This is a genomic window from uncultured Ruminococcus sp. (assembly GCF_946415235.1).
Lineage (GTDB): Bacteria > Bacillota > Clostridia > Oscillospirales > Ruminococcaceae > Ruminococcus.
The window spans coordinates 1-11,878 of record NZ_CAMKRR010000089.1 but is presented as its reverse complement, the minus strand read 5'-3'; the positions used below and the strand labels follow the sequence as shown (position 1 = coordinate 11,878).

The window sequence follows — 11,878 nt, the reverse complement described above, 5'->3', positions numbered from 1 at the left end:
ATTGGCTTTATAACTCGAAATAATGCCAATTTTTAGTTGTTGAGCTGACATTAATTATCTTAAATTCCCATGCAGATCGGAGATCTGACACAGCAAAACAGAGACAGCTTCAAGGAGTGATACTATGCCATATTGCAGACAGTGCGGCAGACTTCTTCAGGACGGAGAGGCTTGCAGCTGCACAGCAGAAAATACACAGCAGAACGGTTCGTCACAGCCGCAGAACGGATACATGAACGAACAGCAGCCATATCAGAACGGTGCTCCCCAGTATCAGGGACAGCCCTATCCCCAGCAGGGCTTCGCGCCTAACGGCTATCCCTATCCTTACTACGGTCAGCCCATGCCGCCGCAGAAGAAAAGCAAGGGGGGAATAATCGCCTTAATAGTAACGCTGAGTGTCGTTTTTCTGCTGTTTATCGCAGTACTTGCGGCTATATTCGTACCGGCCATGCTGGGATACGCAAAAAAGTCCAGAATGGCATCGGCAAATTCACTGGCAAGCAGTATTTACAGGGCAGCAAATACCGCTCTGGTCGAAATGGACGAGTTATATGAAAATACAGGCGGGATATACATAATAAGCTCGGACGAGAAGAAGAACATGGATGTTCCCTTTGATATTGACGAGTTCAACAAACACTTCGGACAATACACCGACAATGAAAAAATGGAAAAACAAAACTATTTCATGGTCGTAAAAAACGGTGCCGTGGAATATGCGGCTGTTTCCGAGGACTGGACCAACACAAAGAAGATCGTGGGCACTTATCCTGCTTCTACCATTGACGGTACACGTATCTATACCTCCGACGGAAGCTATTCCTTATCCACCGAAAGAAGGTCACTCTCTTACCTTTATGATAAGGCTCAGGAGGCTGTCAACGAAATGATAATAAAACAATATCTGGAGGATAAAAGATGACTTACTGTACAAGATGCGACAGGCCGCTCCGTGACGGAGAAAAATGCGGCTGCCGAGATCTCGGAGACCGCACAGGAAGCTGTAAAAGAGCTCATGAAGGAAGGATACGGAACTAACCAAAATTATATACTGTCCTACGGTGGAAACTATTCATATGAAGCTTGGTCTCCTTATGATAATGAAGTGTTTGAGGAAAAGTTCAGGAGCCTTGCAGACGAAGACGTAACAGATGATTATGATTTCTTTATCCGGGTAAAAAACGGCGAGGTTGAATATACCGCAGTTTCAAAAAGCTGGTACAGCCCATTAAGCACCATAGGCACATATCCTCCGTCGCCCGCAAAAGAAATGTATTATCACACAGGCGGCGGCGTCAGTTATAAGGTGGATAATCTTATACATCTCAGAGAGCGATTTATACCATGTGACTGATCGTCCGAAGCGCAGCTTAAAAGCTGCGCTTTTTGTATATTTCAGCTCTTTTCTCACATAATATCTCCGAAACGGAGGTATTTACATGGCAGAACGTATTGCAAGGGGAGTTTTCCGCACGGAAGCTCCCGTAACCGTGGAAAGCTATGCCGCAGTCGTCGGCGAAAAGGAAGGGCAGGGGCCTCTCGGGAGCTGCTTCGATGAAGTTATATCCGACAGCCATTTCGGCGAGGACACATGGGAACAGGCGGAGACACGCTTTCAGCTTGAAGCCGTGGGACTTGCTCTCGGCAAGGCAAGGCTCTGCAAGGACGACATTGACATCATATGTGCAGGCGACCTCATAAACCAGTGTATCGGCTCGGCTTACAGCGTCAGAGAGCTTGCAATGCCCTTTTTGGGACTTTACGGAGCCTGCTCGACTATCGCGGAGGGGCTTATAATCGCCGCGCTCCTTGCCGACAGCGGAGCTGCTCTGCGAACCGCGGCTGTAACATCTTCCCATTTCTCCACGGCGGAAAGGCAGTTCCGTTATCCCCTGTCCTACGGCGGTCAGCGTACTCCCACGGCTCAGTGGACATGTACTGCCTCGGGAGCTGTCATACTCTCGCAGGGAAAAGGCAGTATCCGCATTGCAGGCGGCTGCATAGGCAAAATAGCCGACCTTGATGTTACCGACATAAACAATATGGGAAGCGCTATGGCTCCTGCGGCGGCAGACAGTATCATGCGCTACCTGTCCGCAGCGGGGACTTCTCCCGAGGATTACAACTGCATCGTAACAGGCGACCTCGGCACGGTGGGAAGCAGGTTGCTCCTGGATATACTGCTCAAGCAGGGAGTTGACATAACCAAGCAGCACAGAGACTGCGGAGCTATGATATTCGATCCGCAGCAGCAGGATACGCACTGCGGCGGTTCAGGCTGCGGCTGCGGCGCAAGTGTGCTCTGCGGACATTTTCTGCCCATGCTTGAAAACGGAGAAGCTCATGATATACTGTTTGCGGCTACGGGAGCTCTCATGTCGCCCATGTCGCTGCAGCAGGGCGAAAGCATACCGTCAATATCACACCTCGTACACCTGAGAAAGGACTGAATCATGTTGACCGATATTTTAAAAGCATTCCTCTTCGGCGGAGCTATATGCGCCGCAGGACAGCTCCTTATCGACTTTACGAAGCTCACTCCCGCAAGGATACTCACGGGCTTTGTTGTGACAGGAGTCATACTTTCCGCTGCGGGGCTGTACGGACCCTTTGCGGGATTTGCAGGTGCAGGTGCCACCGTGCCGCTAACGGGCTTCGGACATCTGCTTGCGGAGGGCATAAGAAAAACCGTCAAAAGCGACGGTTTTCTCGGTATATTTACAGGGGGACTTACCGCGGCATCAGGCGGAGTCACTGCGGCTCTGCTCTTCGGGCTTGCCGCTTCGATGATATTCAAACAGAAGGACAGAAAGAGCTGAACCTGTAGGGGCGCATGACTGCGCCCGTAAATCACGCACTTTGTAGGGGCGATTTAAACATCGCCCCCTTTGCTTTGGCAGATACATTATCTGCCCGTATATCTGACAGTTACCTCCGACGGCATTACATATGAATCTGCGTCAAGTACGTTCCTTCCCCTGTATGTGGGAACAGTTGTGCCTGTTCCCGTAAAGGTCACGGTATCATTTTCATAGAGCAGCGAGCCTCCAAGATCGATATCAACCGTCGTTGTCTGTCCGCCGCAGCTCACCGTAACAGGAAGTATGGCATGAGGCGTATCCCAGCAGGAAACTCCCTCGTATGTACGGGTCGATACCGTTACCGAAAACGGCTCGGCGACCGTATCTGAGTCAACCACCATAAATCGCGGTATGAATTCCTCGGAAGATATATTATGACCAAGTCCCTGAAAGAACAGTCCGAGCTCTATATCTCCCGTAACAGTAAACGGATATTCAATGTGTATGAACGTATCGCCCTGATAAAGCGTTCTGTCGAACTCACTTTGCAGTACGACCTGACTGTCGGACTTCAGCAGTGCAATTACGGGAGTTCCGCGCCAGCTGGTCGATGACGGATAATGACTGAGCTTGTCACTGAGCCACTGTCCCGAATGGTCGATAGCTTCCATAACAAGCTTGTAGCTTCCCGCAGAGAGCCTGAATCGGTACTGACAGTTGCTGTACGACATTGCACGGTCATCAACTCCTATTCTGTTGCTGCCGATCGTTATGATCTTGCTGTACGACGAAACCATCCACTGTTCATGAGCGGGAACGAAAGCTCCTCCGCTGGGTATGGCGGGTCCCGAAACCGCATAATTGTATGATACCGTCCCCGCATACTGCGTGCCCGCGGGCTGACCGTTGTCTACGGTCACAGGCTCCTGTCTGAGATAGTTGAACTCGTACTTTCCTGCTCCGCCCGACGCGCCCTTTATCTGCCAGTCAAGCAGCGGCTCTCCGTCGGAAATAAAGCTGAGCGGAAGTGTTCCCGTAAGAGTCCTTTCACCCGAGCCCGAGCTGCCGAACAACGACTTTCCGAGCATCAATGTGTACTTGTCATCGGCAAGACCCGCTTTGCCCGCTCTGAGTATCTCTTCAAGCATAGGCTCACTCTCCGTCCTGTGCTTCGGGAGTCGGATCGTAAACATCACCTGTGGTCTGATTGACCCATGTACCGCTGCTGCTCAGTCCGTAGAAGTCTCCCGTGCTTATCTCCCACGCAAGCGTACCCTGTGCGAGTATCCTGCCTTCTATGCCGTCGGCTTCGGGAAGCTCGGTCTTTGAATCTACGGCGAGCTCCGCAATGATAACGGCATTGGGATCATCGAAGCTCATAAATTTTTCCTTTAAAATAGTTAACATATTCGGTTCTCCTTTTCGGTTATTTTGAAAGCGCTTTCATAAGGGGGCTGAAATGACCGCTTTTTAAACGGAAAACCGTTTAATTTCAATTATTTTATACCTCAGGTGGACTTTCCGAATAAAAAGGCGCAGTCAAAACTGCGCCTGCTCCCGTATCATCATATGGGGATTTGTTGATTTGCCCGGAACTCTTTTTGCTATAATTTCGACAACATTATGTTTTAAGCATGACTACTAATTGTGCGTGTCGCCAAAATTCATTTCCTCTTTCACTCCTTTGCTTGACTTTTGTGCCGTTTTGTAATATAATAATTTAGTCGCAGGTGGCGTCTGCTGTTATTTATGGCGGCATAGCTCAGTTGGCTAGAGTACTCGGTTCATACCCGATTGGTCGTTGGTTCAAATCCTACTGCCGCTACCATATGGCCCGTTGGTCAAGAGGTTAAGACATCGCCCTTTCACGGCGGAATCATGGGTTCAATTCCCGTACGGGTCACTTTGTCTATTTTACAAAATAGATATTTCACAAAAAATCCCCGATTTTTCGGGGATTTTTTGCATTCATATGGCTGAAAAATTTTTTCAATTTTCATAGATATATTTTCTGAAAAACTCCGATGTTACGGGAAGTGAACCCTTGAAATCATCATTTCAGACGATTTTGATGCCGTTTCGGCATAAAAACAACTTCAAAATCCGTTGTTTATTTTTAACGAAGTTTTGTCGAATTTCTTATGTATTATGCCAAGTAAATATTTACTATATAAGGCTGGACTTTTATGAGTCCAGCCTTTTTTTCGGCTTAATCCTTTTTCTGCGTTCATTATCAGCTTCTACAGAGCACTTCCAAGACTTATACCATAACTTGCACGGATTTTCAATACTTATACATTTAATACTTAATATTACATAAAACAGATCTTTTAATCTGAAAGGATGATATAAGTGGTAAAGCTATCAAGGCAGGCGATACAACGTTATAAAGATATGTACCCTCATGGAACAGGTATATGTGTTGATAATATGCCAGATGATCCAAGACCGATATCTTCCGGAACTAAGGGTAAAGTTATAGCCGTCGATGATATAGGTACAATACACTGTGCTTTTGAAAACGGAAGACAGCTTGGGCTCATACCTGGAGTTGACAGTTTCCATGTTGTAAAAGAGGAACTATCTGGAACTCAGAGTATTACAGAAGAACCAGAATTACAAATGAATATGACATAACCTAAATACGCCGTATTGTTTGATCAATACGGCTTTTTTACATATATAAGGAAGGAGTTGTTGCCTACTGTCACTATCGTTACAGTCAATGTTATAGCTGCACTGGCTGAATTTATAAAGGAAATAGACGAGGAGATGAAAAATGCCTAATCATGTAACAAATGTAGTTTCCTTCTCTGGCGATAAAAGCCGAATTTCAGCAATGCTGAAGGAAATACAAAATGATGAACACGGTATAGGTTCGGTTGATTTTGAAAAAATACTGCCTATGCCTGACACCGTTTATAACGGCTCGCTGGGAATACGTGAAAGAGAGCTTTACGGTAAGAATAATTGGTATGACTGGCGACTTGGGAATTTGGGAACCAAGTGGAATTCCTATGGATATACCGAAAATACCACCTTTCAAGATGGTAAGATCAAATTCCTTACGGCATGGTCTGCTCCGCATCCAATACTGCAAAAGCTGTCAGAAATGTTTCCTGATGTTAAAATGGAGCATGAATGGGCTGATGAAGATATCGGTAGGAATTGTGGGCGTTACGTTTATTACGATGGTGAGCGCGTAGAAGAATACTTCCCCGAAAGTCAAAAAGAATGCCTTGAATTCGCCGCAAAAGTAATGGATGTAAGTCTTGAAGAGGATTACGCCTTATATCTGAACGCCAGTGAAACAGGATATGTCAATATCGAGTATGACGATGAATATGAGCTTGTTGAGATTGAGGATCTGCCTGCTTTATTCACAAATGAGCGCATCACAGATGCTGATATCCCTAAAGGAATGTACTGTTATAATCTGAGACACGACGATAACGGTAACTTCTGCGCTATTGAAAAGAATGTTACTGTAAACCACGCAGGCTCTATCATAACTAAGGAACCTATAGAGCTAGGAGAACAGGGATCTCTCTCTCTTAATCAAGATAACGATCCCAACTTTCTCGGAGAAAACATGTCACTATATATGTTCAGGGAATATGATCCCAGACAGTCAGAAGAAATGAGCATGGGAATGACGGAGGTATAATATGGGAGAAAAAAGGATAATAACGCAGGAGGAGCTTGATAACGCCTGTTTGCTCCATAATAAATGGAATGAAGAAAATGAAGGTGAACGCGCAGTATTTGAAAACTGTGTCTTTGACAGGCTAAATTTCGCAGGGAAACAATTTAATGGCGCTATATTCAGAAACTGTGATTTCAAGTTATGTAATATCACAGACGCAGGTATGTGTTTTGCAGAACTTAAGAACATAAGTTTCACCTGCTGTGATTGCCATTTGCTTATTGCCGAAGAAGCAGCTCTCAGGAATATAGCCTTTGAAAACTGTAATCTCAAAAGCGCTATATTTACCCATAGTTCACTGCGAAACGTCCAGTATCATAACTGTGATAAAAATGATATGAGTCTTGAAAGATGCTATGAGCTCCCTGAAGCCGAAATAGTAAATATAACCTCGGAAGATCTAAGAAATATGAGTGACAAAGAAGGACTGATTTTACAAGGCTGCGGCGGAGATATTCAGGAATGGGCAGATGGCATAAATACTACACTGACAGACTCAGAAATACTGCTAAACGGCAGTATGTTCAGTAAACTGTATGTTTTTGAGACAGATGGACATACATGTATAATGTTCCCATTTGAAGATACAGATCTGAATATCGGAAAGCTCGCAATATGGCGATTACAGACACATGATCAGTTCAATGGTACATGGCTTTCCGACTATGTTCCTAATAAACTCGGAGGTTTTATAGAAAAAGAGCAGTCACAGGAGCATAAAAAACCGGACTGTCCATTAATCGGCCAGGACGGGAATATCTTTAACCTCATGGGAATAGCATCAAAAACGCTTCGCCATAATCATATGGCTACGGAAGCAAAGGAAATGTGTGAACGCATAACTTCATCCGGCAGTTATGAAGAAGCACTTGGCATAATCGGAGAATACGTCAATATAACTTCGATTTATGACGAAGAACCATCAGAAGAAATAGGAATGGAGATGATGTGATATGACCAACCTTTTCATCGGACTGCTGATAGGTATCCTTAAAAGCACCGAAAATGAGAGTAAAATCTCTTATAACTTGTCAATTGACAAGTTATAAGGCATGATATATAATTAAAATATATTATGCAGACCATAGCTGTTATGAAAAGGAGAGATAATATGGATATTGAAAAAGTAATGGAAAATGTCAGAAAGACACTTCCGCCAAGACCTGCTGTTAAGTTTACTGTTGTGAACGAAAAAACAGGATTATTTGACAGCAAGATCGGCGGTGTCCCCTATTTTCCGAAGGATATGGAATATCCCCGTGGAAAGAAAGGCGATTTCAAGGACCAGCCACTATCTCTGCTTGCACAGCTAAACTTTGAAAAGCTCCCTCATATCCCTGATTTCCCAACAAAAGGCATATTGCAGTTCTTTATAGCAGGCGATGATCTCTACGGAATGGCTTCTGAATGCATCGGCGAACCTCTTGCAGCACAGGATAACTTCCGTATTATATACCATGAAAACATAATCAAGGACGAGACACAGCTCCTTTCGGCAGACGAGATACCGCAGTATAACGGCGACGATGGTTACATGCCATTTACCGGTGAGTACAAGCTCATACCTCATGAGCCTGATACAATTAACGCTACTGCTCATGACTTCCGCTTCGGAGAAGTCTTTCTGAAATGCTACAACGAGCTTGCAGACGAGCATATAGGATGCCTGTGGGATCTTGATGACAATTACAATGACGCGATATATGATCATCCCTATCCTAATGCAGTAATAGGCGGATATCCCGTATTTACCCAAGAAGATCCTCGTAGCACTGACAGCCTAGGAGACTGCGATACCTTGCTCTTTGAGCTGAACAGCGTTGAAGACAGGAAAAAAGGTATTTATATTATGTGGGGTGACTCAGGAACAGGCACTTTCATGATACCTCTTGAAAATCTCAGGAAGCTCGACTTTTCCAGAGTTGCCTACAATTACGATTGCTATTGATAAAGCATAACTCATTCGATAATAATATGGATTTAATCAGAAGTAAGATTTTTACTTCTGGTTAAAGATAGCAATAATATATGAAAGGCTGATGCAAAATAGCATCAGAAAATAGGAATAAAAATGAAAATTATAAAGAAATTTTTAAAGGGCATTGCAAAAGTGCTGGTCGTACTGCTGATCTTGCTGATCCTGTTGGTGGTGGGACTGTTCATCTACCACCGCATAATGATCTCGAAAAACAGGTCGTTCCTACAGGAAAAAGGATTCTGCGAACTGGCATCCGTCGGGGACTATTCCCTCAACGTGCAAAAGACAGGCAATGCTGACGGAAAGCATCGTATCATCATGCTTTCGGGCGCAGGTCCCTGCTATCGTTTCTCTATGAAGGAATTTGCGGAGAATTTTCAGGAGGATAACGAGTTTATCTACCTCTCACGTCCGGGCTATGACGGCAGCGATGACACAAAAAAAGCCATGACCGTTGAAATGGTCGTGGAAAACTACCGCACAGCGCTCGAAAATGCCGGTGTGGAAAAGCCGTATGTCCTCATGCCGCATTCTCTCGGCAGCCTGTACGCATCCTACTGGGTGAGCAATTACCCTGACGAGATTGAGGCACTGGTCAATCTGGACGGAACATATCCGACACCGATCACTGATCCGCAGTCTCATGGGGGTAAGGATATGTTCTACTACCTCGCCAATCTCGGAGTAGGCGATGTGGCATTTCACGCATTCATCCCAAAGGATCCAACGCTCTCAACTGATGAGCAGCGTGCCTATGACATCATGTATGTGTCAACGCTTGCTGCCGACGCATTTTACTCCGAAAGTGAGTATATTGACATCAACAAAAACTCCACTTGGGAGTCTCTCTCGCCGAACGATGTCCCGAAGATGTACCTGTCTTTCCGCGACGGCTTCCGCACCGCTGAGGAAGTGCAGGCCTACTTCGATGCAAGCGAATTCAAGGAAGATCTCATTGCAGAAAATTCTGAGGACTTTACCGGCAACGAGACAGACCGCGAAGCCTATGCCTGCAAGAAATACCTCGAACAGATCACCGAAAACCGCAGCAAAGAGCTGGAGCCGTTTGTTGAAAAGCTCGGGAACTGCGAGATCCGATATCTCCCCGGCGGTCATTTCCTGTATGAGGACAAGCCTGATGAGTGCGCTGCTATCGTCCAGGATTTCCTGAACAGTTTGGATGGCAACTAATTTTGAGCCTATGGGAAGATATTGAATAAGAGCTCGGGATGTTTAAGATGTCATGAACATATTATACCTTATTCTTCTATAATATGGAATTAACCAGAAGTAAGAACTTTACTTCCAGTTAAAGAAAAGCCTATTATTTTTTGGAAATTATTAAAACTCAGCCAAAAATGAACTGGCGCAAATTTTGAGACAGTTCAAGTTATTGGTCTGTGGAATTTGTTGAAAGGTTGGAGAGCGATAAAACCAAATAAAAAGCGCCTTGATTTTTCAAGGTGCTTGCTTTAAAAACCAGATTTCAATTTTGAGTTAAAACTTGAAATCCCGTGAGGTTATGACACACCAACCTCAGAAATCTCAAAAAATTTGACTTGAAAAAAATATCTATTTTGTAAAAGACACATTAACACGATGCTCGGAAACAGCGAAATATCGCGGTTTCCGAGTTTTATTTTTGCCCGATTTTTATTTTGGTACTTAAATGGTCTTTATTTTCGGAAAATGGTCTTTACTGGGGTGCTGATCGGTTCAGCTCCCCTTTTTTCTTATTGTCAAAACTCAGTGCCTCAGCTATGGCGTTACTGGTTCTCGCCTGCGCCTCCTGGAACATATGACAGTAAATGTTGCTCGTCGTTGAGACCTGAGAATGTCCGAGGTCTCCCGATACTGCTACAACGTCAACTCCTGCATTGATTAGTAAGCTAGCATGCAAATGTCGGAGTGAATGAATATCCCTGAACGGAACATTATTCTTCTCGCAGAACTCCGTAAACCAGAAATATGGAGTATTGTTATGCATCGGTCTGCCGTCCCATTTTATAAACAAACGGTCTGTTTCAACCCACTTATCTCCGAGACGTTCTCTTTCCATATCCTGTTCAGCCCTGAGCTCCTTCAGCATATCCATAACATACTGCGGGAACTTCTGGCTGCGCTGAGACTTTTTTGTTTTTGTAGTATCAGTATATATCCCTTTATCGGCGGTATAGTTGGACGTTCTTCTCACGCTTATCACATTGTTTTCGAAGTCGATATCCTTCCATTCCAAACCGAGCATTTCTCCTCTGCGGAAGCCGCTGTAAACTGCAAGCTTGAAGAATACCCTGAACTTTACAGGCACTTCTTCTCCGTCAAGCAGCTCAAAAATATGAGCTATCTCGTCAATGGTATAGATATTCTTTTCCTTGACCTCGGCTTTCGGAACTGTCACTCTTCTGCAGGGATTGTCGCAGAGCATATCCATTTTCACAGCGTAACTGAACACATCAGATATGAAACTAAGATGATGAACTACCGTCTTTCTTGAAAGCGGCTCTCCTGTTCTCTGGTTCTGACCGTTCAGAAAAAGATCATTGACAAACTGCTGAATATGTCTGCCATTTATCTTATCAAGTCTGAGGTGTCCGATTGCAGGATACACACGCTGGGTAAGCTGCTTCATACGCTCAAAGGATGTGTGTCTGAGATTTATCTTTGCATATTCGTCGAACCACTGTTCCGCAAAGGTCTCAAACTTTACTGTTGCGACTATCTGTCCCTTTCTGCATTCTTCCTCGAACATGACAGCCTGTCTTTCCAGTTCCTTTTTTATCTGACGTTCTGTCATTCCCGGAGTAGGCTTCCATGTTCTGGTCTGAACGACCTGCTTACCGTTTGTGCTGTATCCGCACGATACTTTTATTCTGTAGCTGTTACCACGCTTTGTAATTGTTGCCATAAGGTTTATTCCTCCTATAATAAACCGCAAGGCGTTTACCTGTAAACAATTATACACTTTCCGCCCTTTCGTTGTCAAGGCGAAGCAGTAAACGTCCTGTTCTTTCGTTCATGTCTTTTATGAAAAACTAAGGGTTCGGGATATCCCGAAAAACTGAAAATCCGAACTGTGTACGTACACAGGCGTTGCTTGCTCTCCTTCAAAAGAGCAAGTACAGTTTCTTTCGAAACCGCCGAAGTGTCTTTACAAAGGCTATGCTTGCTCCCTTCCAAACTGCACTTCAGTGCCCGATAACTTTTTCGGAAATTTCTGAAAAGCTTAGAATGCTTTTTCAATGAAAAGTATCATTTCTGTTACTGCACAAGAGCACAGCTTCGGAAGAATTATTCCCTTTCTGAAAATTCTAAATGGATTTCAAAATCGGTGTGTATGCTGTGTATGCTGTGTAAAAGGCTATATATCGCGGAGCTTTTTACACACCTGCT

At 44.7% G+C, this 11,878-nt stretch carries 12 protein-coding genes, 2 tRNA genes and 1 pseudogene; 12 read left to right on the top strand and 3 right to left on the bottom strand.

All coding sequences use genetic code 11. From position 1 onward, the window contains the following. The first annotated feature begins 124 nt into the window (after positions 1 to 124). From Q0R37_RS12620 to Q0R37_RS12605, 4 genes are all read left to right on the top strand, one after another. A complete protein-coding gene (locus Q0R37_RS12620; RefSeq protein WP_294754845.1) occupies positions 125 to 925 on the top strand; it encodes a hypothetical protein in 801 nt (266 codons plus the stop codon). A 30-nt stretch (positions 926 to 955) separates the two neighbouring features. Then, a complete protein-coding gene (locus Q0R37_RS12615; protein WP_294754844.1) occupies positions 956 to 1,357 on the top strand; it encodes a hypothetical protein in 402 nt (133 codons plus the stop codon). A gap of 85 nt (positions 1,358 to 1,442) precedes the next feature. Continuing rightward, the gene (locus Q0R37_RS12610) at positions 1,443 to 2,453 is read left to right on the top strand and encodes a stage V sporulation protein AD (protein ID WP_294754843.1); all 1,011 of its coding nucleotides are present in this window, start codon (positions 1,443 to 1,445) and stop codon (positions 2,451 to 2,453) included. Positions 2,454 to 2,456: 3 nt separating this feature from the next. Beyond that, complete coding sequence (locus Q0R37_RS12605) at positions 2,457 to 2,822, top strand: SpoVA/SpoVAEb family sporulation membrane protein (protein WP_294754842.1); 366 nt, start codon at positions 2,457 to 2,459, stop codon at positions 2,820 to 2,822. A gap of 86 nt (positions 2,823 to 2,908) precedes the next feature. Here the strand turns inward: Q0R37_RS12605 and Q0R37_RS12600 are convergent, their stop codons facing one another. Together Q0R37_RS12600 and Q0R37_RS12595 are read right to left on the bottom strand one after the other, a co-directional pair. Continuing rightward, the gene (locus Q0R37_RS12600) at positions 2,909 to 3,952 is read right to left on the bottom strand and encodes a hypothetical protein (RefSeq protein WP_294754841.1); all 1,044 of its coding nucleotides are present in this window, start codon (positions 3,950 to 3,952) and stop codon (positions 2,909 to 2,911) included. 4 nt (positions 3,953 to 3,956) lie between these two features. Beyond that, positions 3,957 to 4,211, bottom strand: a complete 255-nt coding sequence (locus Q0R37_RS12595) for a hypothetical protein (protein WP_294754840.1) — start codon at positions 4,209 to 4,211, stop codon at positions 3,957 to 3,959. Between the two features lie 344 nt (positions 4,212 to 4,555). Between Q0R37_RS12595 and Q0R37_RS12590 the strand changes: the two genes are divergently transcribed. From Q0R37_RS12590 to Q0R37_RS12555, 8 genes and pseudogenes are all read left to right on the top strand, one after another. Continuing rightward, a tRNA-Met gene (locus tag Q0R37_RS12590) sits at positions 4,556 to 4,632 on the top strand. A gap of 3 nt (positions 4,633 to 4,635) precedes the next feature. After that, positions 4,636 to 4,707 (top strand) — tRNA-Glu (locus Q0R37_RS12585). 449 nt (positions 4,708 to 5,156) lie between these two features. Continuing rightward, positions 5,157 to 5,441, top strand: a complete 285-nt coding sequence (locus Q0R37_RS12580; RefSeq protein WP_294754839.1) for a DUF4314 domain-containing protein — start codon at positions 5,157 to 5,159, stop codon at positions 5,439 to 5,441. Positions 5,442 to 5,583: 142 nt separating this feature from the next. Further along, a complete protein-coding gene (locus tag Q0R37_RS12575; RefSeq protein WP_294754837.1) occupies positions 5,584 to 6,471 on the top strand; it encodes an LPD28 domain-containing protein in 888 nt (295 codons plus the stop codon). 1 nt (position 6,472) lies between these two features. Further along, positions 6,473 to 6,853, top strand: a pseudogene (locus Q0R37_RS12570) (pentapeptide repeat-containing protein); the annotation flags it as partial. A 66-nt stretch (positions 6,854 to 6,919) separates the two neighbouring features. After that, on the top strand, positions 6,920 to 7,462 hold the full coding sequence (locus Q0R37_RS12565) for a hypothetical protein (RefSeq protein ID WP_366517433.1): 543 nt from the start codon (positions 6,920 to 6,922) through the stop codon (positions 7,460 to 7,462). Positions 7,463 to 7,621: 159 nt separating this feature from the next. After that, positions 7,622 to 8,458 (top strand): YwqG family protein, encoded by an 837-nt coding sequence (locus Q0R37_RS12560; RefSeq protein WP_294754836.1) that lies wholly within the window; start codon positions 7,622 to 7,624, stop codon positions 8,456 to 8,458. Between the two features lie 123 nt (positions 8,459 to 8,581). Beyond that, positions 8,582 to 9,679, top strand: a complete 1,098-nt coding sequence (locus Q0R37_RS12555; protein WP_294754835.1) for an alpha/beta hydrolase — start codon at positions 8,582 to 8,584, stop codon at positions 9,677 to 9,679. A gap of 505 nt (positions 9,680 to 10,184) precedes the next feature. Here the strand turns inward: Q0R37_RS12555 and Q0R37_RS12550 are convergent. Beyond that, on the bottom strand, positions 10,185 to 11,393 hold the full coding sequence (locus tag Q0R37_RS12550; protein WP_294754834.1) for a site-specific integrase: 1,209 nt from the start codon (positions 11,391 to 11,393) through the stop codon (positions 10,185 to 10,187). Positions 11,394 to 11,878 lie beyond the last annotated feature (485 nt).